General features: G+C 59.0%; 19 protein-coding genes. 10 read left to right on the top strand and 9 right to left on the bottom strand.

Going from position 1 to position 23,104, the window contains the following annotated elements; all coding sequences use genetic code 11:
• Positions 1-61: 61 nt before the first annotated feature.
• The 3 genes from WBR57_RS04200 to WBR57_RS04210 are packed head-to-tail and all read right to left on the bottom strand — an operon-like array spanning position 62 to position 3,088.
• Complete coding sequence (locus tag WBR57_RS04200; RefSeq protein WP_424082405.1) at positions 62-1,159, bottom strand: DNA alkylation repair protein; 1,098 nt, start codon at positions 1,157-1,159, stop codon at positions 62-64.
• Positions 1,160-1,172: 13 nt separating this feature from the next.
• On the bottom strand, positions 1,173-2,519 hold the full coding sequence (locus tag WBR57_RS04205) for a glutamine synthetase family protein (RefSeq protein ID WP_424082407.1): 1,347 nt from the start codon (positions 2,517-2,519) through the stop codon (positions 1,173-1,175).
• Positions 2,520-2,530: 11 nt separating this feature from the next.
• Entirely contained in the window at positions 2,531-3,088 is a 558-nt protein-coding gene (locus tag WBR57_RS04210) for a helix-turn-helix domain-containing protein (RefSeq protein WP_424082409.1), read from the bottom strand.
• Between the two features lie 194 nt (positions 3,089-3,282).
• Here WBR57_RS04210 and WBR57_RS04215 point away from each other — a divergent pair, with 194 nt between their 5' ends.
• Both WBR57_RS04215 and WBR57_RS04220 read left to right on the top strand, forming a co-directional pair.
• Positions 3,283-3,591, top strand: coding sequence for an RcnB family protein (locus tag WBR57_RS04215; RefSeq protein ID WP_424082411.1), 309 nt, complete (start codon positions 3,283-3,285; stop codon positions 3,589-3,591).
• Between the two features lie 76 nt (positions 3,592-3,667).
• The gene (locus WBR57_RS04220; protein WP_424082413.1) at positions 3,668-4,861 is read left to right on the top strand and encodes an MFS transporter; all 1,194 of its coding nucleotides are present in this window, start codon (positions 3,668-3,670) and stop codon (positions 4,859-4,861) included.
• On the opposite strand, the gene WBR57_RS04225 is transcribed toward WBR57_RS04220, so the two are convergent.
• Both WBR57_RS04225 and WBR57_RS04230 read right to left on the bottom strand, forming a co-directional pair.
• A complete protein-coding gene (locus WBR57_RS04225; protein ID WP_424082415.1) occupies positions 4,824-5,096 on the bottom strand; it encodes a DUF1652 domain-containing protein in 273 nt (90 codons plus the stop codon). The genes WBR57_RS04220 and WBR57_RS04225 overlap by 38 nt on opposite strands.
• Positions 5,097-5,225: 129 nt before the next feature.
• Positions 5,226-6,722, bottom strand: a complete 1,497-nt coding sequence (locus WBR57_RS04230; protein ID WP_424082417.1) for a PAS domain S-box protein — start codon at positions 6,720-6,722, stop codon at positions 5,226-5,228.
• A gap of 196 nt (positions 6,723-6,918) precedes the next feature.
• Between WBR57_RS04230 and WBR57_RS04235 the strand changes: the two genes are divergently transcribed.
• Entirely contained in the window at positions 6,919-7,887 is a 969-nt protein-coding gene (locus WBR57_RS04235; RefSeq protein WP_424082419.1) for a hypothetical protein, read from the top strand.
• A 51-nt stretch (positions 7,888-7,938) separates the two neighbouring features.
• Here the strand turns inward: WBR57_RS04235 and WBR57_RS04240 are convergent, their stop codons facing one another.
• The 3 genes from WBR57_RS04240 to WBR57_RS04250 all read right to left on the bottom strand — a co-directional run bounded on the left by WBR57_RS04240 (position 7,939) and on the right by WBR57_RS04250 (position 12,081).
• Complete coding sequence (locus WBR57_RS04240; protein ID WP_424082421.1) at positions 7,939-9,108, bottom strand: hypothetical protein; 1,170 nt, start codon at positions 9,106-9,108, stop codon at positions 7,939-7,941.
• Between the two features lie 14 nt (positions 9,109-9,122).
• Positions 9,123-10,010 (bottom strand): nitrilase family protein, encoded by an 888-nt coding sequence (locus WBR57_RS04245; protein ID WP_424082423.1) that lies wholly within the window; start codon positions 10,008-10,010, stop codon positions 9,123-9,125.
• Positions 10,011-10,131: 121 nt separating this feature from the next.
• Complete coding sequence (locus WBR57_RS04250; protein WP_424082424.1) at positions 10,132-12,081, bottom strand: flavin monoamine oxidase family protein; 1,950 nt, start codon at positions 12,079-12,081, stop codon at positions 10,132-10,134.
• Between the two features lie 198 nt (positions 12,082-12,279).
• Between WBR57_RS04250 and WBR57_RS04255 the strand changes: the two genes are divergently transcribed.
• The 7 genes from WBR57_RS04255 (at position 12,280) to WBR57_RS04285 (ending at position 22,193) form a co-directional block, all read left to right on the top strand.
• Positions 12,280-12,624 carry an FKBP-type peptidyl-prolyl cis-trans isomerase gene (locus WBR57_RS04255; protein ID WP_424082426.1) on the top strand — a complete coding sequence of 115 codons (345 nt, stop codon included), beginning with the start codon at positions 12,280-12,282 and terminating at the stop codon, positions 12,622-12,624.
• A 12-nt stretch (positions 12,625-12,636) separates the two neighbouring features.
• Positions 12,637-13,239, top strand: a complete 603-nt coding sequence (locus tag WBR57_RS04260) for a GNAT family N-acetyltransferase (RefSeq protein ID WP_424082428.1) — start codon at positions 12,637-12,639, stop codon at positions 13,237-13,239.
• Positions 13,240-13,656: 417 nt separating this feature from the next.
• Positions 13,657-16,362 carry a magnesium-translocating P-type ATPase gene (mgtA, locus tag WBR57_RS04265; RefSeq protein ID WP_424082430.1) on the top strand — a complete coding sequence of 902 codons (2,706 nt, stop codon included), beginning with the start codon at positions 13,657-13,659 and terminating at the stop codon, positions 16,360-16,362.
• Positions 16,363-16,378: 16 nt separating this feature from the next.
• Positions 16,379-17,095 (top strand): MgtC/SapB family protein, encoded by a 717-nt coding sequence (locus WBR57_RS04270; RefSeq protein ID WP_424082432.1) that lies wholly within the window; start codon positions 16,379-16,381, stop codon positions 17,093-17,095.
• A gap of 280 nt (positions 17,096-17,375) precedes the next feature.
• A complete protein-coding gene (locus WBR57_RS04275; protein WP_424082434.1) occupies positions 17,376-18,005 on the top strand; it encodes a response regulator in 630 nt (209 codons plus the stop codon).
• Between the two features lies 1 nt (position 18,006).
• Positions 18,007-21,636 (top strand): transporter substrate-binding domain-containing protein, encoded by a 3,630-nt coding sequence (locus WBR57_RS04280; RefSeq protein ID WP_424082436.1) that lies wholly within the window; start codon positions 18,007-18,009, stop codon positions 21,634-21,636.
• 134 nt (positions 21,637-21,770) lie between these two features.
• Entirely contained in the window at positions 21,771-22,193 is a 423-nt protein-coding gene (locus tag WBR57_RS04285) for a chemotaxis protein CheY (RefSeq protein ID WP_424082438.1), read from the top strand.
• On the opposite strand, the gene dkgB is transcribed toward WBR57_RS04285, so the two are convergent.
• Positions 22,190-23,008, bottom strand: coding sequence for a 2,5-didehydrogluconate reductase DkgB (dkgB, locus tag WBR57_RS04290; protein WP_424082440.1), 819 nt, complete (start codon positions 23,006-23,008; stop codon positions 22,190-22,192). The genes WBR57_RS04285 and dkgB overlap by 4 nt on opposite strands.
• Positions 23,009-23,104 lie beyond the last annotated feature (96 nt).

A 23,104-nucleotide genomic window follows, 5' to 3' on the forward strand; every position in this document is an offset into this window, starting at 1 on the left:
CACTGCCCAACTTGGAGCAAGCCCCCTCCCACAGTTGATCGGTGGTGTGAATTGGAGCGCGTCAGTCGCGCAATTCAAATTCGGCGCTGCCCAACCGCTCGCCATTCACCAACACATACACCTTGTGCTTGCCGGGGTAGTGCTTGCGCGTCGTCAGCTCGCGGATGTGTTGCGCGCGGCTGATGTGTTGATGTTCACCCGCGCCGAGGGTGAATGCCTTCAGCTTGAACACCTTGGCCGCGCTGTGGCCGGCGCTCTTCACGTAGTCGATGGCGTAGTCGACCACCAGCTTTTGCGCGGTTTCAGCGGTGGATTCCAGGCTGAACGACAGGTTGATGCGCTCGCCTAACGCGATCACCGCTGGCGTGACGCTCAGGTGATGGAGCTTCACTTCAGCCTTGGCACCCGCGCCCATGATCGTCAGCGCGCGGGTGTTGCCCTGTTTGATCAAGCTGCGCAGCGCATGGCGGGCGATCCAGGCGGTGTGGGGGTTTTCCAGGTTCCAGCCTTCGATCAGGCTGAGTACCCAGTCCGGGTGGTCCTTGGTGATGTCGTTGAGGTGGTTGGCCACGGACTTGCGCACATACAGGCTGCTGTCGGCCTTGAGGTTATCGAGAATCCGTACGCACAGCTCAGGGTCGGCTTGCACCTCGGCCAGGCGGAACGACCACGGCAGGCGTGGCCGCGAGCCTTCGCTGGCAAGGCGGCGCACGTGTTCGTTGGCATCCAGTGACCAGTCGTGCATCACCGCCAGGGTGCGCTTGAAGTCGTGCAGCAGGAAATGCCGGATCGCGAATTCGGCGGAACCAAAGGTGGTGAAGTAGCTGAGCGCGGCCATCGAACGCTTGAAGTCGTCCCGGCCGTAACTCGCCACGTAGTGTGGCAGGCTCAGGCTGACAAACCCGCTGTTCAGGCGCGGGGCCAGGGCGTAAAGCAGCTTGAGCGTCTGCGCATAGTCCAGCGGGATCACCGCGTGCAGGCTTTCGCTGACCCGCGCCATGCGCTGCATCACCGACAACTCGGCAAGCCCGGCCGTGGCGTGCTTGAGAAAGCCCTTGGCGTCGAACGCCGGGTACACCGCCGTCATCTCGGTCGCGATGTGTTGCAGGCGTTCGAGGTTGAAGAGTTCCTTGAGGGCCGGGGCGCTTTGGTCGGTCATCGGTAGTCCATGGTTAGAGAAACCAGCGGTATTCCCGCGCGTTGATCTCTTGTTGAAAGGCCAAGTGATCCTGGCGTTTGTTCTCGCAATACACGTCGACAAATTCGGCGCCCAGCTTATCGCGTAACACCGGCTGATGTTGCATGGCGCGCACGGCGTCGAGCATTTCCAGGGGGAAATCGGCGCCGCTGTGGCGGTCCTCGTTGAGTGGCGCGATGGGCTCCTGCTTGGCTTCGAGGCCATGTTCAAGCCCGGCCAGGATCGCCGCCAGCACCAGGTACGGGTTGGCGTCGGCACTCGCCAGGCGGTGTTCGATGCGCAGGTTGCGCGGGTCGGACTCAGGGATGCGCACGCACGCATCGCGGTCTTCAAAACCCCAGCTGGCGCGAGTCGCCGCGTTCACCGTGCCGCCCAGGCGGCGGAACGCATTGTGGTTGGGCGAGAAGATCGGCATGCAATGCGGCAGCAGTTCCAGGCAGCCGGCCACGGCATGGCGCAGCGGTTGTTGCTGATGCGCCGCGAGCAAATTATTGCCCGCCGCGTCATACAGGCTGACATGCACATGCATGCCACTGCCGGGGAATTGCAGGTAGGGCTTGGCCATGAAGCTGGCGCGGTAGCCGTGTTTGAGTGCCACGCCACGGGTGCTGCGGCAGAACAGGGCGGCCCAGTCGGCGGCGCGCAGGCCGTCTTCCAAGTGGCCGAAATTGATCTCGAACTGGCCAGGGCCGAGCTCGGCGGTGATCACCGTGATGTCGATGCCCTGGGCCTTGGCGGTGTGCGCCATGTCGTCGAGCACGTCACTGAAACGCGACAGCCTGTCGATATGCAGGGTGGGCTGGTCGTCGGCGTCGTCGCTCAGCGGGTCGCGGGCGAATTGCGGCAGGCCGTTGTCGAGCTTTCTGTCGAGCAGGTAAAACTCCAGTTCAAACGCCACCACCGGGTGAATGCCTTTGTGGTGCAGGCGGTCCAGGACCTTGGCCAATACTTCCCTGGGTTCGAATTCGATGGGTGCGTCGGTGCCGTCGGAGGTAATCAGCATCTGCCCCAACGGCTGCGATTCCCAACTTACCGGCTTGAGTGTGCCGGGCACCAGGCGGCGGTTGGCGTCCGGGTCGCCGTCGTGAAAGCAGTAGTCGCCAATCTTGAACAGCCCGCCCTGAGTGCCGAGCAGCACGGCATTTTGCGGCAGCTTCAAGGGGCTGCCGGCGGCGACCTTTTCCAGCATCTCTATCGGGTAGCGCTTGCCGTAAAAATGCCCGGGAATGTCCAGGGCGATCAGGTCGACATAACGCACCTCGGGGTGATGCTGGCGAAAGGTCCGTACTTCGGCCAGCAACGTGGAAGATTGGCTTTTCACAGGTGTTGCTCCTAGTTGTAAACCCACAGCACGCGGGCGGGCAGGTCGGTCAGGTTGGCGTATCGGCAGTGGGCGAAACTGGCCAGGTGGAAGCTGTCGCCGGGGCCGAGGGTGACCGAATCGGCTTCACCTTCCACCCACAGGGTCAATTCGCCCTCCAGCACAAAACCGGCCTGTTCGGCGCGGTCGCTCATGGTGTGCTCGCCGCTGTTGGCGCCGGGGGCCAGCAGGCTGTCGAGCATCGAAAACGCGCCGTTCATGCTCGGCGAGACGAGGATGTCAGTGATGCCATTGGCGTAATACACCGTGCGTCGCTCGGTGGGGCGGGTCACCCAGGCCACGGCCTTGGGTTTGGGCAGGCTGTAAAAATAAGTGGTGGGCACGCCGAGCGCGTGGCTGATCGCGGTCAGGTCCGCCACCGTGGGCCGCGACAGGCCGCGCTCGACCTGCGACAGGAACCCCACCGAGCGCTCGATCTTTTGCGCGAGTTGGGCGAGGGTGAGCTTCTTGTGCTTGCGCAGGTCGTGGATCAGGCTCGCGAGGGCGTCGAGTTCTTCTTTCTGGTTCATGAAATTTATATCTAATAATTTCATGAAAAATTACAGGATTAATTTCATGGCGGCAATGGGCGCGATGCTGTCTCTGGTTTATGGACTGATCTGGGGCGCTCCCTCACCACAAGGCTTTGCCTCAAACGCTGCTGAATGATTCCGTGCGCCTGCGGTCCGAAGCTGGGTACGCGTCATTAATTGAAGGAGCACCCATGAAGTCCAAATCCCTGATTGCCGGCGTTTTCCTTGCTGCCAGCCTGTCCACCGCCAGCTTTGTCGTGCAGGCCGGTGATACCCCGCAGGAAACCGTGCAGCCTTCCACTATCAACACCCGCGATCTGAAAGAGGGCGACCGCGCCCCGGACATGCTGATGCGCAAGGAGTCGGCGGTCAGCGACTGGAAAAAACGCGGCCTCAAGCAGCCCGAGGAAGACAGCCAGTGGGCGCGGGTGGGTGACAAGTTCGTGCTGCTGAAAACCACCAACGGCACAATTCTCGAGATCACCCCGGTCAAAAAATAGTTCGGCGTTTTTGCTTGCTCTTGCGTTAAGGTAACCGGCCCTGAAAGGCCGCGTTACCCTTAAGAAAGAGAGCAGGATGCTTGCCAGAATAAGACACTACCCCCGCACCGTTACCTTGTTGTTGTCCGCCACGCTGATACTGACGCTGGCCAGGGCAATCACGTTTCCCTACCTGGTCATTTACCTCAGCAGTCACTTCTCCCTGAGCATCACCCAGGTCGGCCTGGTGATGGGCAGTTCGCTGGTGGTCGGTTCATTGCTCAGTGTGTATGGGGGTTTCCTGGTCGACCGCATCAATAGTTATCGGTTGTTGCTGGGCTTGAGCGCACTGTATGTACTGGGCTTTATCGGCACCGTCGTCGCGCAAGATATCTGGACGTTCTATAGCTGCCTGATTCTGATCAACCTCGCCTACGCGGTGGTCGACATCGCGGTCAAGGCCGGTTTCGCCAGCCTGCTGCCCGAAGAGGCGCGCAGTGAAGTGTTTTCCATCAAATACACGCTGACCAACATCGGTTACGCCGTAGGGCCGTTTTTTGGCGCGATGCTGGCCAAGCTGGATATCAGCCTGCCGTTCATATTCTCGACGCTCTTGGGGGCGGTGTTTTTCCTGCTGTACTGGCGCTGGGGTGATCGCACGCTGGTGACCGTCGACGCTACGCAAAAGCCGGTGTCGTTCCTCGCCGTTGGCCGTGTGATGCTGCGTGACTACCGTCTGGTGTGCTTCACCGTTGGCGGCTTGCTCAGTGCCGTGGTGTTTGGCCAGTTCGTCGCCTATTTGTCGCAATACCTGGTGACCACCACCACGGCCGAATACACCTACACCATTATCAGCGCGGTGCTTACCACCAACGCGGTGCTGGTGATTGCCTTGCAGTACGTGATTGGTCGCCGCATTTCCCACCGTCACCTCAGCCGCTGGCTGATCTTCGGCCTGAGCATGTTCATGTTAGGGCTGATTGGCTTCGCGCTGTCCACCAGCGTGCTGTCCTGGGTGCTGGCGATGGCCGTGTTTACGGTGGGGGAGATTGTCGTATTTCCGGCCGAGTACATGTTTATCGACCGGATCGCACCGGACCACTTGCGGGGCATGTACTACGGCGCGCAAAACCTGTGCAACCTGGGCGGCGCGCTGGGGCCGGTGTTGTGCGGGCTGGTGCTGGCCAGCCTGCCGGCCCACTACATGTTCTACATGTTGGGGATGTTTATCGTGGCGGGCGGGGTGTTCTATTTCATTGGTTCGTCGTTGAAGGCAAGTCATCCAGCGTGAGCTTGCCCATGTTGTTGCTCTGCAGCTCGTAGCGCAGCTCTTCCACCATTTTTTCCACTTCTTGCGGGGTCTGCAGCCGGTTGGTGCTGATCCCCGTCACCACCAGGTCCACCCGGCCGGTGTCGGCGTCATAGACCTTGAGGGTCAATGAGGCATCCCGGCACAGTGTGAACTCGCACGTCAGCGGCGCGAGGCCTTCTTCGATGCAATTTCGCAGTTGAGAGAGCGTAAACATGTGGGTTCCTTCAAGGTGTCGTTTCGCGACGGCACAGGGACTGGCCCTGTACTCACCCCTGAAGGTTAAGGATTACGCCCCTGCGCCATAAGGCGAATTCGCACTAGCCGTGCTAGTGCATTTGCACTTTCAGCGCTTGCTTTTTATGCGCAGTTCACCGGCAAACAGCCCGCGTTCACGGGCCCAGACGATGGCTGCGCTGCGGCTATGCACCCCCAGTTTGGAATATACCGTGGCCACATGGTTGCGTACGGTGTTGGGGGCCAGTTTCAGGCGCGAGGCGATTTCCTTGTCGGCCAGGCCTTCGCAGATCAGCCCCAGCACATCACGCTCGCGTGCGGTCAGGTCGGTGAAGGCCACGTTCGGCAGGTTGGGGCTGTTGACGCTCTTGGCGTTGGCCAGCTTCTCGATCAGGGTCTGGCTGAACCACGAGGCGTCCTGCATGACTTCCTCGATGGCTGCCACCAGCTCCAACTCCGAGCGTTTACGCTCGGTGATGTTCATCAGCACCAGCAGGTAGCACGGCACATCCTGGATGATCACGGTGTCGGCGGACAGCACGCAGTCGATCACTTCATTGCCTTTCTTGCGCACCTTCAGGTCTTGGCCGTCGAGGTTGCCGGCTTTCTCCAGCGTGGCGAACAGCTGCGCAGCCGCCGGGCCGCTGTCGATAAAGTTGATTTCTTCAATGGCTTTGCCGATCAGTTCTTCACTGGTGTACCCGGTAATGGTCATGAAGGCTTCATTGATATCCACCACCTGCCGGTTGGCGGCGTTGCACACCAGGGTCGGCACTGGCGTCAGGCGGAAGGATTTTGCGAAGCGCTCTTCACTCTGGCGCAGGGCGATTTCTGCCTTGCGGCGCGGCTCCAGGTCGGTGAAGGAAAACAGCATGCAGTCTTCCTCGTTCATGTCCAGCGGCTGGCCGGCGACGATCACCAGTTTGCTGCCGCCTTCGGGTAATTTCAGCTCGGCCTGCATCTGCGGGATGGTCGCGCCTTCGCCCAGGCGCTGCACGGCCAGGTCCTTGCGCTCGGCCTGCTCCAGCACATCCAGCTCGTACACCGAACGGCCGATGACCTGGTCGCGGTTGTAGCCGGTCATTTCCAGAAAGCCCTGGTTCACCTTGATATAGCGCAAATCGCTGAGACGGCAGATCACTGCGGGCGCTGGGTTGGCGTTGAAGGTTTTCTCGAAACGCTGCTCGGCGCTGGCCCACTCGGTGGCGTCGCTGAGGATCAGCACCAGCAGTTCCGGCTCGCCGTGGGAGTCATTGATCAGCAGGCTGCGCAGGCGGTGGACCCAGGTCTTATCTTCATCGGCGACAGGCGTGACTTCCACCACCACGTCACTGAATTCCTCCCCCGCGGCCGCGCGCGCGAGCGGGTAGCTCTCAAGCGCAAGCGGATGATTATTGCGATAGCGCAAAGCGAAGCGTTCGGCGTACTCCTGGGTGTTGGCGCCCAGGGCGGCGACTTCATCGACCCCATGCATTTTCAGCGCGGCTTCGTTGGCCCAGAGGAGGGTCTGGTCGACCTCGGCAAGGATGATCCCGTCGGATAGCCCGGAGATGATCTGCTGCAATTGGCGGCGGTTGGTTTCTTTGGCAAGAACATCCTGGCTCATGGTTTCTCCTGGAAAAAGACGCATAAACCTACGACAGATGGGGCTCGGGATAGTGCAAAGAAATTGCACCTATGGGAGTGCGAATGCACCAGTGGTGCTGGTGCATTTGGGCCACGACTGAACCGATGTCCTTTCGCCACACTCACACCCAACAAGGCAACTTGCCTTGCTCCTATAACTTGTGAAGGACCTTTGTATGACCACTGTCTATGAAACCAATCGATCGCTGTTTCGTGTGTCCTGGAGCTCGGTATTGGCCGGTAGTGCAATTGCCCTGGTGACCTACCTGGTGCTCAGCGTACTGGGCACTGCCATCGGCGCGAGTGCCGTCGACCCGATGCAGGCCGGCAACCCGTTGAGCGGTTTCGGCACCGGCGCCGGTATCTGGCTGTTTGTCTCGACGCTGATCTCCATCGCCCTGGGTGCATTCGTGGCTGGCCGCACCGCGCCGGATCGCGGCGGCCTGCACGGTGTGCTGACCTGGACCCTGACCACCTTGTTCACCACCTGGCTGCTGGCCGGTCTGGCCGCCAGCGTCGTCGGCACTGCCGGTAATGTGGTGGGCAAAGGCTTGTCGGCTGCCGGTAGCGGCATTGCTGCAGCGGCGCCGGGCATCAGTGACAGCGTCAAGCAGCAACTGAACGAGCAGGGCATCCAGCTGGACTGGAACAGCCTGCAAGGCGAGCTGGATACGTTGCTCAAGCAGAGCGGCAAGCCTGAGTTGGACCCGTCCAACGTCGAGCAGAAAACCGACCAGGCCGCAGCGGATGGCAAGCAATCGGCAACTGACGCAGCAGCCAACCCAGCCCAGGCTGGCGACGCGCTGAAGCAGTGGTTCGAACGCGTGAAAGCCTCCGGTGAGCCAGCGCTGAATGCAGCGGACAAAGACGCGTTGGTCAACATCGTGGCCGCCCGCACCGGCAAGAGCAAAGAAGAAGCCACGCAGATCGTCGACAACTACGCCCAGGCTTATCAGCAAGCCATGCAGAAGGTTGACGAGCTGAAGCAGCAGGCCGAGCAGAAAGCCCGCGAAGCCGGTGAAGTGGCTGCCAAGCAACTGTCCCGCGCAGCCTGGAGCACCTTGGCCATGCTGTTGTTGGGCGCGGCGTTGAGCTTCTTCGTGGGCCGTATGGCGCTGACTACACGTCGCGTGCCGTTGGCTTAATCGTTCGTTGAGTTCAAGTGTGGTTAGGGGGCAAGCCCCTAACCACATCCTTCAAGCGGCCAGCCAACCTACGACTGGCACAATCATCAGCGTACTCAAAGCCATTGAGCTGACGTTACCGATATAGGGATGAAAGTGAGCCGGCAGCCTCGCTGCAATGGCACACGCCAGAGGTGGTGCGATCAGCGCACCTAACAAGGCGCTTGAGCCGATCACCATCCAACTCCCGCCATGGGTCAGCACGGCCGCTGGAACGACCGATACCAGCGGAACGTACGTCGGATACCAGCTCCGCTTTATCCACTGATGTCTCCAGATCATGACGCCCAATGCTGACGTCAGCGCTTGCGCGCCTATCAGGTGCAGAATCAGGCCCGACCCGTAAGCCGGGCTCATTGGGTTCAGAAAATAGGCCATCAGCACGCCCGCTAACAGCCCAAGACTGGCGAGTTCATTGCCGAAGAAGGGCGCTTCAGAAAAGTCCGCCAGCACTCTACGCAAGCTCCATATCAATCCATAGTTGGGCGCCGTGGCGGGAATTGGCATGGTTGGGCTGATGTAGTCTGAACGCACCAGCGAAGGTATCAGGCGGCACAGCACGAATGCGATGACACTTCCAACCGCCATACCCAGCACACTACCGATCACTGCTGGCAACCCCAGCGGTACGCACACGAAATTGACGATCAGTAAGCACATCGGGGTGACCAGCAACGCCCCCAGCACCGCACCATTGAGCGCGACTTTCCAACCGCCACCGAACATCAGCACCATCGCTGCCGGCAGAGAAACAAAGGCTGCAAAAGTAGGCTGCCAAGTGTCGGCGGTGACGCTCCAGCCCCACAGCAGGTTGCTGAGTAATAGCCCGATCAGTGAACTCGTCACCAACCAAGGCCATAAACCACTGCCATAGCAGATCGAAAAACCTTGCCATGCCTTGCCGCGCTTGCTCGCCCACCAGGCCAGGTAGGCGCCGCTCAGCAGACCCAGTGAAGCGAGTTCATGCTTGTAGAAGGCAACCTCGCTGACATCCCCTACTATCCAACGCAACCATGCGAGAGGATCATGCAAGGCTGTCACCATCTCTGCGTATCCCGGCCAGGAGCCTTGATAGCTGAATACAATCCACAGCACCAGCGCGGTGGTGAACAGCCCCAGGGCTAGCACCGTGATATCCGCTCGTGAGTGGGTTGGCGCCTTCTTGGTGAGTAACGTTTCCATGGTTTGCCCTCCACTCAGCGAGGCAGGGCAGGGTGTTGGGAATACCCGAGCATCTGATCATAAAGATCATTGCGTCGGTCGCGTTGCAAATCATTGAGGCTGTTCCAGATCGGCGCACTGCGGGCGCTCGTGATATCGATGTCGGCGAAGAGAATTTCCTGGCGATTGGCAGAAGCCACTGCGCCGATTGGCCATCCATTGGTCCCGGCAATCAACGAGCATCCAAGGTAGCGGGCATCACGCTCTTCGCCGATGCGACTGGCAGCAGCGATAAACACATTGTTAACGTGTGCTGCTGTCATCGTCAGGTAGGACGCCATGCACTTCCCGGCCTCATCGAACAGCGGGGGAGGCGTCCACACCCAGTTGTTCAGGCTGCAAATGATATCGGCACCTTGCTGGCCGAGAATTCGCGGCACTTCCGGGAACCAGATATCCCAGCAAATCAGCAAGCCGATGCGCCCGATTGGCGTTTCAAACACTGGAAAGCCAGTGTCACCTGGCGTGAACCAAAGCTTTTCCATGTTCCATAGATGGGCTTTGCGGTACTTGCCGATGAACCCTTCGGGGCCCACCAAAACGGCAGTGTTGAATAACTGCATGCCATCAATTTCGCTGAGGCCTGCTACCAGATACACCTGGTGCCTGCAGGCAAAATCAATCCATTCCCGGGTACTCGGCCCCTGCGGAACCGCCTCGGCATGATCAAAGGCGTCCTGGCGGTTACTGAAAAAATAGCCGCAGTTGGATAGCTCCGGCAGCACGATCAGGTTGGCGCCACCGTTTGCCGCTTCGGTTGCCAGTACCAGGGTTTGGCGCAGGTTGTCGCCCCGATTCGCCATGCCGACTTGTGGGTCGAATTGAATAACGGCAACGCGGGCAGGGCTGGTTCGTTCACTCATGGGGTTGACCTCTTATTGTTATGCAACCGGGATTGGTTGGATGTTTATAAGAGGCGACAAAATGTTTAAATGAAAGTCAGATGGTTCCTGCTGCTCTGTAGTCGATTTCTCTTATATAGATTCAATTCTCTGTTTTATATTCAGGGTAGTCCTGCATCGTAAAGCCACCATTGAAGCGTGCGTGGGTTTTGCTGCAGATGTTAATCACAGTGTCTAAGGCGCCTCTGAAGCAAGGTTCTGTCCAGCCGGCGTCAACGGAAAAAGATTCACCGCAGAGATAAAGACCCGAGTGGTGGGAAAAATCTCTGTTGTATTTCATCAGGCTGACAGCGTCGTAGTAGGTGCCGGGGCGATAGAGCTTTGCACAGCCAAGGGCGTGTTTGTCATTCATCCAGCGTTGGACGACGGCCTGCTCACGTCCTATATAGGGGGAGATTCGCTCTTTGATGTTTGTTGACTTTAAAAGTATTCTGTCTAGCTCTGCTATGCATTTATCGATAAGTTCTTTATCGCTGAACAGTGATAGCTTTGTCGCGTCATCTTCCCAGGTATAACTCAAAAGTATACAGTCGTAAGTGTTGTTGTCGTTGTATCGGTAGGTGTATACGTCATGTATGAAACTATCGGATACAATGGCTTGGGGGATGTTTTTATTATGTGACAGGAATGATTTTTTGAGCGGTGCATATACTTTGCAACTGGTTTCCCAATGAGCTGTTTTGTACGCTGATATTATTTCAAAAGGAAGCATCTCTTGAGTGAAACCCTCAAGAAGGACTTGAGTTTCTATCAGCCATGAAGGGAGTGTCATGACAACGGAGTCAACGTCAATAAACTCCTTCTTCATCGCCTCTGTCCGGGTAGCGTGCCAGTCGTAGTAAACTCGTGTTTTGCCATTTTTAAGTTTTTTCAATTGTGTGACTGAACTGTTAGTCAGCAGTCCTGAGTGGCGTTTAATTAGGTGCTCATAGAGTGAGTCGATTGTCTCGCTCGGCTTTATGAATAGTAGGGACTCCGCCAACGAGCCAAGCCCAATGTAATTTGGCTTGTTGAAGTTTAGGCCTCTCGAATCCCGTGTTTCTCCAGCGTTTAAGTAGGGTGATGCGATAGGTTTACCATCTGAATTGACACGGCCATGAATCAACTGTAAATGGCTGCTGAAACCAAATATTGCCGTACGTATCGGGTAGATCGAACAGACATCATAAAATGCTCCCCAGCTACCGTCGCCGATACCGATGGAATAGAACACGGCAGACTCTTGTGCAGTCATACCCATCCCACCGAAATTCCCAGGGTCACTTTGGCGCCAGTGATCGATAGATGACATCTTCACCAAGTCACGAAATGAAGTGCCTTCGTATTTTTTTACTATAGCTGCCCACATGAACTCCCAGTGTTGGGAGCCGTAATACTCGGAGACGTGAAGTGTCATGCGTTCGGCGAATATCTTCCACTTGGCAAAGACAGCACCTAATATCTCGCCTGGAGGCGGTGTTTTTCCATCAGTATTTGTCCAGATCAGCAGGGTGGGTTCGCTGGCACTCTCTAGGCTTCCTTCGCGTAGGTAGATGCCGGTTGAATGCACTGCAGAACTTCCAGGGTTGGGGAAGTCGGAATGCACCAGTTCAAATTCGTTAGCGTAATAGGCCATGAGCGAGCGACCGTTTTTGGGGGGCTCGTTTGATTTATTGAAGAAAGGCATTCTCATAGCGCCCATTTCAAACGGCGGTCGACCATCAGTTCGGGTGTTGTTATTCCCAAGTGCGGTCAGGTGGCGCCCGCCTATGCGATTTGATTTTTCAATTAATGTAATGTTCGCGAATCCACATCTATGCAATTCTCGTGCAGTGGTCAGGCCTGTAATTCCAGCGCCGATAATGCAGATGGTATGGCCTGTATCAGTTGCTTGGGCAATGCCATTTTGTTGCTCTACCAGTGCACGATAGTCAAAGCATAAATCCGGAGGGTTTGGGAATCGTGCTGTCCATTTTTTGTGAGTGGCGCGCTTTTCACGACGTTGTTTTTGAGCGATATCTGCTGGGTGATTGAACGTGGAGCCGATGGTCATTCTGATGTTCCCTGCTGAGAGCTAATGGTCCCTTAACAGGTTGGGCATAGGGGCCAAAGCCGAAAATAAGCAGCATGTGATTTCGGGCTAAGGCACGTCTTGTTCTTTTGTAGGTGGAAGCAGGTGTGCTGTTTCTGAACTTGCCAAACCCACCCAATTCTGGGAAAACCCCACCCTTTACGCATCCAGCGAGCCCCCATGAGCAACGACGAACTGCAGATCACCGACATCCGCCCAGGCACCGGCAAAACCGTGGTCAAAGGCGCGCTGATCACCACTCAATACACCGGCACCCTGGAAGACGGCACAGTGTTCGATTCGTCCTGGGAGCGCGGCAAGCCGTTCCAGTGCGTGATCGGCACCGGGCGGGTGATCAAGGGCTGGGACCAGGGCTTGATGGGCATGCAGGTCGGCGGCGTGCGCACGCTGTTTGTGCCGGCGCACCTGGCGTATGGCGAGCGCTCGATGGGCGCGCATATCAAGCCCAACAGCCATCTGCGTTTTGAGATTGAGTTGTTGGAAGTGCTGACGCGCGACGATTGAGGGTAAATGAACATGGACGTTGAGAATCAGGCGTTGCCTGGCTGCTCCCTGGAGGGCATCCGGGTGGTTGAGCTGTTGAGTGACGATGCGCCCGAGTTGCAGTGCTTTTTTGAACGCGCGCCGGCGTACTTTATTGCGGTCAACGGCGAGCCGGCCACGCCGACTGAAGCGCACGAAGAATTGCAGGGCGAGTTACCGCCGGGCTGGCGTTGCAGCCGGATGTACTGGCTGGGTTATCGCGACGCTGAACAGCGGTTGGTCGCCGTGGTAAATATCGCGGCGGATTTGCTCGCAGTCGGGGTGTGGCATATCGGGCTGTTGCTGGTGGATACGCGGCTGCATGGCACTGGGCTGGCGCACCGGCTGCATGCGGACCTCGAAGCCTGGGCGGTGCTGCAGGGCGCGCGGTGGCTGCGGCTGACGGTAGTGATCGGTAATACCAAGGCCGAGCGTTTCTGGCCAAAGCTGGGCTATGTGCAGGTGCGTACCCGCGAAGGGATCAGCATGGGTCAGCAGGTCAACAGCGTGTCGATCCAGGTCAAGGCGCTGCCTGGCGAACAGGTTGATGAGTACTTGCAATGGGTGCCGCGAGACCGGCCGGATTCGCCTTCCTGAACCCTCCCTGAAGAATTTTCTGATTCACCATGCGGACGCTTTCCTACGGTTTACTCTCCTATCACCGGGGCGTAAGCTTCGCGCGTTTTCATCAATAGCGGAGACCCTCAGTGGGTACTTGTTCGAGTGACAGTTGTCGGCCGGTCTCGGTAACCGGCACATACTTGGCAAGATAACGCGCATTTTTCCGATGCCGTTGTCTCGCCACCTAGCGAGAAGCGGCATCCCGGCAGTGGCCAGCCCTGGCCCTGTGCGATCCCTCTCATCGACGCTGACCAGCACCTGACTGACCTCGGGATGCTACGGACGCGCCTGCCTTTCACGGCGGGCGGGCCACCCTGGCTGTGCCTGTAGAACGGGCGCGGCGCAGAAGGGCAGTACCTGCACGACGGTTTTTCCTCGCGCAGGAGTAACACCATGAACCTCACTCTATTGAAAGAGTTCTTCGCCGGCTTCCTGCGGACCCGGCATATCGCCCGGCATTTCCGCCGCCTGGCGATGCTCGACACCGTCACTGACGCCAGCGTCAGCCGTGAAGTGCCGCCAACCCTGGCGCAAACCCTGGTGGGCGCGGCCAACAGCAGTGCCGGGCAGTTGCTGGGCACGCTGGGCAGCCATTCGGAGGGTTTGAACGCCCTGGAAGCCGACGCGCTGCGCGTGCAATACGGCCTCAACGAGGTGGAACACGAGCAGCCGCTGCCCTGGTGGGTGCACCTGTGGCACTGCTACAAAAACCCGTTCAACCTGCTGCTGACCTTGCTCGCGGTGATCTCCTGGCTGACCGAGGACATGAAGGCGGCCACGGTGATTTTTTCCATGGTGGTGCTCTCGACGCTGCTGCGCTTCTGGCAGGAAGCCAAGTCGAACAAAGCCGCCGACGCCTTGAAGGCGATGGTCAGTAACACCGCCACCGTGTTGCGTCGCGATGCGGCCAAGCGCATCGAGCTGCCGATCAAACAGCTGGTGCCGGGCGACCTGATCGTGCTGTCGGCCGGGGACATGATCCCTGCCGATTGCCGCGTGCTCAGTGCCAAGGACCTGTTCGTCAGCCAGGCGGCGATGACCGGCGAATCGATGCCGGTGGAAAAATTCGCCCATCAGCAGGACGCCCATACGCGCAACCCGCTGGACCTGGAAAACATCCTGTTCATGGGCACCAACGTGGTGTCCGGCGCCGCGACGGCGGTGATCCTGACCACCGGCAACAGCACCTATTTCGGCGCATTGGCCCAGCGCGTGACCGCCACCGACCGCGCGACCACTTCGTTTCAGCATGGCGTGAATAAAGTCAGCTGGTTGCTGATCCGCTTTATGTTCGTGATGGCGCCGTTGGTGCTGTTCATCAACGGGTTCACCAAGGGCGACTGGACCGAAGCGCTGCTGTTCGCGTTGTCGATTGCCGTGGGCCTGACCCCGGAAATGCTGCCGATGATCGTCACGTCCACCCTGGCCAAGGGCGCGGTGTTTCTGTCGCGCAAAAAAGTCATCGTCAAGCGCCTTGACGCAATCCAGAACTTCGGTGCCATGGATGTGCTGTGCACCGACAAGACCGGCACCCTGACCCAGGACCGGATTTTCCTGGCGCGGCATGTGGACGTGTGGGGCGAAGAGTCCGACGACGTGTTGGAAATGGCCTACCTCAACAGCTACTACCAGACCGGCCTGAAAAACCTGTTGGACGTGGCGGTGCTGGAGCACGTGGAAGTGCATCGCGAGCTGAAAGTCGGCACTGCGTTCGAGAAGGTCGATGAGATTCCGTTCGACTTCAACCGCCGGCGTATGTCGGTAGTGGTGGCCCAGGAAGGCTTGCCGCACCTGTTGATCTGCAAGGGCGCCGTGGAGGAAATCCTCTCGGTGTGCAACAGCGTGCGCCATGGCGACAGCAATGAAGCGCTCACCGATGAGTTGCTGGCGCGCATTCGCCAAGTGACCGCGGCGTTCAACGAAGAAGGCCTGCGCGTGGTGGCCGTGGCCGCACAACCGATGACACCGGGGCGCGAGACCTACAGCCTGGCGGATGAACAAGACCTGACACTGATCGGCTACGTGGCGTTTCTCGACCCACCGAAGGAAAGCACCGCGCCCGCCCTCAAGGCCCTGAAGGCCCACGGCGTGGCGGTCAAAGTGCTGACCGGTGACAACGAGCTGGTCACCGCAAAAATCTGCCGCGAAGTGGGCCTGGAGCAACAGGGCTTGCTGATGGGCAACGACATCGAGGACATGACCGACGCCGAGCTGGCCAAGGCCGTGGAGACCACCAATGTGTTCGCGCGCCTCACGCCGTCCCACAAGGAACGCATCGTCCGCCTGCTCAAGGCCAACGGGCATGTGGTGGGCTTTATGGGTGACGGCATCAACGACGCGCCCGCTCTGCGCACTGCCGATATCGGCATCTCGGTGGACAGCGCCGTGGACATCGCCAAGGAAGCGGCCGACATCATCCTGCTGGAAAAAAGCCTGATGATCCTGGAGGAGGGCGTACTGGAAGGCCGGCGCACCTTCGCCAACATGCTCAAGTACATCAAGATGACTGCCAGCTCGAACTTCGGCAACGTGTTCTCGGTGCTGGTGGCCAGTGCGTTTATCCCGTTCTTGCCGATGCTGCCGATGCACCTGCTGGTGCAAAACCTGCTGTATGACATTTCGCAGATCGCGATTCCGTTCGATAACGTCGACGCCGAAATGCTCGCCAAACCGCAGCGCTGGCAGCCGGGTGATGTGGGGCGCTTCATGCTGTTTTTCGGGCCGATCAGTTCGATCTTCGACATCACCACATTTGCACTGATGTGGTATGTCTTCGATGCCAACACCCCCGACCACCAGACACTGTTCCAGTCCGGCTGGTTCGTGGTGGGGCTGCTGACCCAGACGTTGATCGTGCACATGATCCGCACGCCGAAAATTCCGTTCCTGCAAAGCCGCGCGGCCATGCCGTTGATGGTGATGACCGCGGTGATCATGGCTGTGGGGATTTTCCTGCCGATGGGGCCGCTGGCGCACTACTTCAAATTGCAGGCGCTGCCATCGCTGTATTTTGTGTTTTTGCCGGTGATCCTGCTGGCGTACATGGCGCTGACCCAAGCGGTGAAGGGCTACTACATCCGTAAGTTTGGCTGGCAATGAACAGGGACGATGTCCTATGCAAGCAATCAACAACATCAACCTCAATTCCCTGATCGATACCCTGGTCAGCCTCACTGCCGCGTTCATCCTCGGAGGCTTGATCGGCTTTGAGCGCCAGTACCGCCAGCGCACGGCGGGCTTGCGTACCAATGTGCTGGTGGCGGTGGGCGCGGCGATTTTTGTCGACATGGCCAACCGCCTGGGCGGTGCCGAAGGCGCGGTGCGGGTGGTCGCGTATGTGGTGTCGGGCATCGGCTTCCTGGGGGCCGGCGTGATCATGCGTGAAGAAGGCAATGTGCGCGGGCTGAACACGGCCGCGACGCTCTGGGCGTCGGCGGCGGTGGGGGCCTGTGCCGGTGCCGACCTGATCCTTGAGGCGCTGCTGGGCACATTGTTCGTGCTGGCGGCCAATACGCTGCTGCGGCCGATTGTCAACAATATCAACCGCCAGCCACTGGATGTGGTGTCGGCGGAGGTCACCAATATCCTGTATGTGATCGCCCGGCGCACCCAGCAGAAAGCCGTGCTGGCATTGCTGGAAGCCGAGCTGGCGCGCTGTAACTACCCGGCCAGTGATGTCGACGTGCGACCGTTTGGCGCTGATGAGGTCGAGATTGAAGCCAAGCTGGCGGTGACCTCGGTCGACGGAGATGAGCTGGACGCCCTGGTGGCGCGCATCTCTCTGTCGACCCTGGTGGTGCAGGCTTTCTGGAGTCCTAGTACCACGGAGTAAGTCCCCTACGATTACGAGGAAAAGTCCCACAAGTACGCAAGATTATCCCTTCATTTGAAACAACACGCCGTTGTTAAGGTTGCGCGCCGCACTCGCTCAGGAATCCAGCTGCGGTTTGCGGGGCAAGCGTTTCTCCAAGCGTGTTATTTCAACAGGAGGGGCCTGTACTGCCTGGTGTGTTGCACCGAGTAATCAGTACCGTTTATCGGAACTGGTACTTTTCACAGGTAGATAGGTCTCGCGTGATATGTGAGCGTACTGATCCTCTCAGGGGAGTTTTATGAGCAACAAAGCTTTAGTTGTGGATGACCATCCTTTTATACGCGCTACGGTCAAGTATCTGTTGAAGCAAGAAGGCTTCGACAGCATTTTCGAAGCGGGTAACGGCGCTGACGCCCTACAGCTCGCACGCCAGGAATGTCCGGACATCATCATTCTTGACCTGGCGATGCCCAGGCTCGGCGGGTTGGAGGTGATCAGTCGGATCAAGGCGCTGGATCTGCCTTGCAAGATCCTGGTACTGACCTCGTACCTGGCGGTGTTCTTTTCCACCCGTTGCATGCGTGCCGGTGCGATGGGTTTTGTCGCCAAGACCGGCGAACTGGATGAGCTGCAAAAGGCGATTAGGGCCATCCGGTCCGGCTACAGTTGCTTTCCGAGCCTGCCTACCAGTTCAGTGCGCCGCGACGATTTGCAGTCCACCGAACAGGAGTTGATAGAGTCGCTGTCCGATCGAGAATTGACCGTACTGCAAATGCTGGCCTTGGGCCTTGGCAATAATGAAATCGCCAGGAGCATGTTGTTGAGTCACAAGACCATCAGCACCTACAAGACCCGACTCAAGGAAAAGCTGCGTATGTCTTCGGTAGTGCACCTGTCCAAGTTCGCGCAGCGCAATCATCTGATCTGATATGCGCACCTCCTTGCGGATCAACCTCCCAGCCATCCTGCTGATGGGCTTGCTGCCGCTGATGGCGATGGCCCTGGACGAACCGCAGAACTTGCGGTTGCTGGGCCATTCATCGCTTGAAAATGCCACGGTGAAGCTCGACGAATCCGACTGGCGCTGGTTGCGTGAGCGGCGCACGTTGTACATGGGCGTGTCGGCGCCCGATTACGCGCCCTTTGAAATGAGCAACAATCAGGATGAAATTGAAGGCATCAGCGCCGACTACGTAGCGCTGGTCGCCCAAATACTGAACATTGATGTTGAAGTGCGACGCTACGACACCCGCGACGAGGTGATTGAGGCACTCAAGACCGGCGCTGTGGATTTTGTCGGTTCGGCCAACGGTTATGAGGCGGTCGACCCGGAGTTGGTGCTGTCACGTGCCTACGCCAATGATCAGCCCACGCTGGTGACGCGGGTGAGTGACACCCAGGTGCTCAGCGCCGACCTGGCGGGGCGTCGCGTGGCGATGCTTTATCACTATATGCAACCCGAGGCCGTCCAGGCCTTTTACCCCAAGGCGCAGTTGCTGTTGTTTGGCTCGACCTTCGAAGCCCTTGGCGCCGTGGCGTTTGGCCAGGCGGATGTGTACTTGGGCGACGCCATCAGCACCCGTTACCTGATCAACAAGAACCACCTCAATAATGTGCGGATGGCGGATTTTTCCGCGATGGAAGCCTATCCGTTCGGGCTTGCCGTCGTCAGGGAAAACCGGCGCCTGCGCAACATTCTCAATGTCGCGCTGGCCGCTGTTCCGGCCGAAAAACAATTGGAAATCCTGCGCCGCTGGAGTGCCGGCGGTATCGGCTTCCTGGGCGCCGAGCGCCTGCGCCTGAGTGACAGTGAGCAGCGTTGGCTGGAAAAGCATCCGCGGGTAAAGGTGGTGGCGTTCGACAAATTTGTGCCGCTGTCGTTTTTTAACGAGCAAGGCCAATTCGAAGGGTTGAGCGCCGAGGTGCTGTCACGGATCAGCCTGCGCACCGGCTTGAAGTTCGATGTGCAGCGGGGCGGTTCGATGCTGAGCCAAATTGACGCGGCGAATATCGGCGAAGTGGACATGTTGGGGGTTGTCACGCCGAGCGTCGAGGGGGCCGAGAAGATCCGCTTTACCCGGCCCTACCTGACCACCCCCTATGTATTGGTGGTGTCCGCCAACAATGACCGCCTGACTACTCTGGAGAATATGCCCGGCAAACGCCTGGCGCTGGTCAGCGGTAACAGCCTGGTCGCGCAGGTTGCCGCGGATTACCCCGGCATTGAGTATGTCGGCGCGGAGAACACCGAGCATGCCTTGGCGCTGGTGGCCAAGGGCACTGTGGATGCGACCGTGGTTTCGTTGATCAGCGCCCGCTACATGATCACGCGCTTCTACCGTGACCGCCTGCGTATCACCAGCACCGTCGGCAGGGAGCCCGCGCGCTTCACGTTTGGCGTCAACCGCAGCCAACTGGAGTTGTATTCGATCCTCGACAAAGCCTTGTTGAGCATTACCCCCGAAGAAATGGATGAGCTGACCAACCATTGGCGCAGCGAAATCATTATTGAGGACAGCTACTGGATACATCACCGCAGCGTGATTATTCAGGGCTTTGGTTTGGCTGTGTTGCTGCTGCTGGTTACCCTCGGTTGGGTGTTCTACCTGCGCAACCTGATCCGCAAGCGTTCCCAGGCCGAGCGGGCCTTGAGTGACCAGATGCGGTTCATGAGCGTGCTGATCGACGGCACGCCGCACCCGATCTATGTACGCGATCGCCAAGGCCGGTTGATGGCCTGCAACAACGCCTACCTCGATGTGTTTGGGTTCAAATTAGAAGAAGTCATCGGCAAGACTGTGATCGAGACCGACACCGGCAACCCGCCCCAGGCTCAGTCCTTTCATACCGATTACTTGCGTTTGATGGAACTGGGCGAGCCGCAGATCCATGACCGCGTACTCAAGTTGGCTGATGGCGGTGTGTTGACCATCTACCAATGGATGCTGCCGTACCGGGACAGCAATGGCAGCGTCGTGGGCATGATTGCCGGCTGGGTGGATGTCAGCGAGCGCCAGCGCTTGTTGGGCCAGTTGCAGGAGGCCAAGGAGGAGGCTGACGCCGCCAACCGTGCCAAGACCACGTTCCTGGCGACCATGAGCCATGAGATTCGAACGCCGATGAACGCGGTGATCGGCATGATCGAGCTGGCCCTGAAAAATGCCGAGCAGGGCCGGGCCGATCGCGATGCGTTGGAGGTGGCGTCGGTAGCATCGCGGAGCATGCTGGAGCTGATCGGCGATATTCTCGATATTGCACGCATCGAATCCGGCCACCTGTCCTTGACCCTGGAGCCGGCCAATGTGCACGACATTCTGGCCTCGGTGGTGCGGGTGTTCGAGGGGCTGGCGCGGGACAAGGGCCTGCTGCTGCAGGTTGAGCTCGACCCGTTTATCGACCGCTCCGTGCTGATCGACCCGCTGCGGTTCAAGCAGGTGGTGTCGAACCTGCTGGGTAACGCGATCAAATTCACCGGCGCTGGCCAGGTGCGCCTGGGCGCCCAGGGGGGGCAGGGCATGAATGACGGGCAACTGAACCTGCGTCTGTGGGTAGAAGACACGGGGATTGGCATCAGCGCCGAAGATCAGCAGCGCTTGTTCAATCCGTTTGTGCAGGGTAGCAATCACGAGCAGTCGGCGCGCAGTGGTTCGGGCCTGGGGCTCATGATCAGCCGTAACCTGTGCGAGATGATGGGTGGCCAGTTGCACTTGAGCAGTGTGCTGGGCAAGGGCACGCGAGTGGATGTGACCTTGACGTTGATGATGACCACGGCGGTGCCGGCGTCCGCGCCTGTTGCGCAGAACCCGGCGGCGCGTGCATTGAATATCCTGGTGGTGGATGACTACCCGGCCAACCGCCTGCTGCTGGCGCGACAGCTGAGTTTCCTGGGGCATCGCATTGTCACGGCCGATGACGGCGCCCAAGGGTTTGAAGTATGGCAGGCCGGTGATTTTGATGGCGTGATAACCGATTGCAATATGCCCGTCAAAGACGGTTACGCATTGGCGCGTGATATTCGTGAACAAGAACGCCAGCGTGGCGCCAAGCCGTGCCTGCTGCTCGGGTTTACCGCCAATGCCCAGCCCCAGGAGACCGAACGTTGCCGGGAGGCCGGCATGGACGGTTGCCTGTTCAAGCCTACCGGGCTGGATGATTTGCGCTCGGCGTTGGCATCGCGCACCGCCAGTGCCGATACGCGTGAGCCTGAACCTGAACCTGAACCGGTGTTTGATTTAAATGCGCTGATCACGCTGACAGGCGACGACAAGGGGGCGCTCATCGAACTGCTGGTGCCCTTGCTTGGCAGCCTGGAAGAAGACCGCGCATTATTGATGGCCCAACCGGAGCGGCCTGACTTCGCCAACTTGTACGACCTTGCCCACCGCGTCAAAGGGGGCGCGCGCATGGTCAAGTCCCTGGCGCTGGTCGCATCCTGCGAGACGTTGGAGAGCGTGTGTGAACGGCGTGATCACAGCGCATTGGCTGCTGCGGTGGAGGCAGTAGGCGTCGCCATCGACCGTTTGCATCAAAACCTGGGCCGTTTTTGCCAGCAGGCTTGACCGGGTTGGATGCCCGCTCGGAGGATTTGGGACAACTCCTACGAGAACGGGGAACATTGCTGATTTTGTCTTTGGGAGATGTCTGGAAAATGGGCCGCGCTCACTGCCGAGCACTGCCTGCCCAGGGGTTTGCCATGCCGAACAAAGCACTCACCATCCTGATTGCCGATGAGCAACACCAGCAACGGTTGTACATCGAAAAAATGCTCAACCAGTTGGGATACCACCGGATCGTGCCGGTGCAGACCTTTGAGGAAGTCCAGATCCTCACCGCCATTCCGGCTGAGCCGTTTGACGTGCTGATCATCAATGCGGGCCTGGCGCTGCATACCTGCGGGCCTCAACCCCAGGTACGCCATGTGCTGCTCTACGATCTCCTGGAACCGGGCACACCGATCGGCGCAACGCCGACCTTGCTGGTGCGCCTGCCCGGCATGCCGGACAACGTCAACCTCGAACACTTCATGGACATCATCGACCCACCCGCAGCCACTGCTGGCCTGCGGGTGTTGCCGTGGCTGCGCGAGTTATCGCGCACGCCCATTGCCGCTGCTTAGTCCCACGTCGGCGCTATGCCCTTGGGGCTGGTCAGGCGGTGGCCGCGCTCCAGGCCGGCAATCTGTGCCATCTCGGCCTCACTCAAGGTCAGTTGCAAGGCCTTGAGGTTGCTTTGCAGGTTGTCGCGCTTGGTCGACGAAGGGATCACCGCATAACCCAGTTGCATGGCCCAGGCCAGGGTCACCTGTGCCGGTGTGGCTTGGTGATGCTCGGCGATCTGCTGGATGACCGGGTCCTTGAGCACTTCGCCGTAGGCCAGGGTCATGTAGGAGGTGATCTGAATACCATTCGCGGTGGCGAAATCCACCACTTTGCGGTTTTGCAGGTACGGGTGCAGTTCGATCTGGTTGGTGGCGATGTTCTCGGCGCCGACGACGGCGATGGCTTGCTTCATCAGGTCGATCGTGAAGTTGGAAACGCCGATCTGGCGCGTCAGGCCCAGGCGCTTGGCTTCCAGCAATTGGCCCATGAATTCGGCGACGGGCACCTGGTCTTCCGGCGACGGCCAGTGGATCAGGGTCAGGTCGAGGTAGTCGGTCTTCAGCTTGCGCAGGCTTTCCTTGAGGCTCGAGATCAACTGGCCTTCGGCGAAGTTGGCGATCCAGATCTTGCTGGTGATGAACAGCTCATCACGCGGCACTCCACTGTCGGCGATCGCCTGGCCGACATCGGCTTCGTTCTCATAGATCTGCGCAGTGTCGATGACGCGATAGCCCAGTTCGAGGCCGGTGCTCACGGAATCGATGACCACTTGGCCTTGCAGGCGGAAGGTGCCGAGGCCGAAGGCGGGTACAGCGTGCGTGGGGGTAGACATCAGTAACTCCTGAAGGGATATGAACAATGGAGTCGAGTATCCGCCCGTCGTTCCTTCGGAAAAACCGCCGTGTCCGAAAAGGACTTTTGACCAGCG

Source organism: Pseudomonas sp. (assembly GCF_049590575.1).
Classification (GTDB): Bacteria; Pseudomonadota; Gammaproteobacteria; order Pseudomonadales; family Pseudomonadaceae; genus Aquipseudomonas.

Bases quoted from the DNA above. Each gene is read 5' to 3' on its own strand.
- WBR57_RS04210 (WP_424082409.1), bottom strand. From the start codon at position 3,088: ATGAACCAGAAAGAAGAACTCGACGCCCTCGCGAGCCTGATCCACGAC.
- WBR57_RS04245 (WP_424082423.1), bottom strand. From the start codon at position 10,010: ATGAGTGAACGAACCAGCCCTGCCCGCGTTGCCGTTATTCAATTCGAC.
- WBR57_RS04255 (WP_424082426.1), top strand. From the start codon at position 12,280: ATGAGCAACGACGAACTGCAGATCACCGACATCCGCCCAGGCACCGGC.
- WBR57_RS04235 (WP_424082419.1), top strand. From the start codon at position 6,919: ATGACCACTGTCTATGAAACCAATCGATCGCTGTTTCGTGTGTCCTGG.
- WBR57_RS04250 (WP_424082424.1), bottom strand. From the start codon at position 12,081: ATGACCATCGGCTCCACGTTCAATCACCCAGCAGATATCGCTCAAAAA.
- WBR57_RS04260 (WP_424082428.1), top strand. From the start codon at position 12,637: ATGGACGTTGAGAATCAGGCGTTGCCTGGCTGCTCCCTGGAGGGCATC.
- WBR57_RS04275 (WP_424082434.1), top strand. From the start codon at position 17,376: ATGAGCAACAAAGCTTTAGTTGTGGATGACCATCCTTTTATACGCGCT.
- WBR57_RS04215 (WP_424082411.1), top strand. From the start codon at position 3,283: ATGAAGTCCAAATCCCTGATTGCCGGCGTTTTCCTTGCTGCCAGCCTG.
- WBR57_RS04240 (WP_424082421.1), bottom strand. From the start codon at position 9,108: ATGGAAACGTTACTCACCAAGAAGGCGCCAACCCACTCACGAGCGGAT.
- WBR57_RS04220 (WP_424082413.1), top strand. From the start codon at position 3,668: ATGCTTGCCAGAATAAGACACTACCCCCGCACCGTTACCTTGTTGTTG.
- WBR57_RS04230 (WP_424082417.1), bottom strand. From the start codon at position 6,722: ATGAGCCAGGATGTTCTTGCCAAAGAAACCAACCGCCGCCAATTGCAG.
- WBR57_RS04280 (WP_424082436.1), top strand. From the start codon at position 18,007: ATGCGCACCTCCTTGCGGATCAACCTCCCAGCCATCCTGCTGATGGGC.
- WBR57_RS04270 (WP_424082432.1), top strand. From the start codon at position 16,379: ATGCAAGCAATCAACAACATCAACCTCAATTCCCTGATCGATACCCTG.
- WBR57_RS04200 (WP_424082405.1), bottom strand. From the start codon at position 1,159: ATGACCGACCAAAGCGCCCCGGCCCTCAAGGAACTCTTCAACCTCGAA.
- WBR57_RS04225 (WP_424082415.1), bottom strand. From the start codon at position 5,096: ATGTTTACGCTCTCTCAACTGCGAAATTGCATCGAAGAAGGCCTCGCG.
- mgtA (WP_424082430.1), top strand. From the start codon at position 13,657: ATGAACCTCACTCTATTGAAAGAGTTCTTCGCCGGCTTCCTGCGGACC.
- WBR57_RS04285 (WP_424082438.1), top strand. From the start codon at position 21,771: ATGCCGAACAAAGCACTCACCATCCTGATTGCCGATGAGCAACACCAG.
- dkgB (WP_424082440.1), bottom strand. From the start codon at position 23,008: ATGTCTACCCCCACGCACGCTGTACCCGCCTTCGGCCTCGGCACCTTC.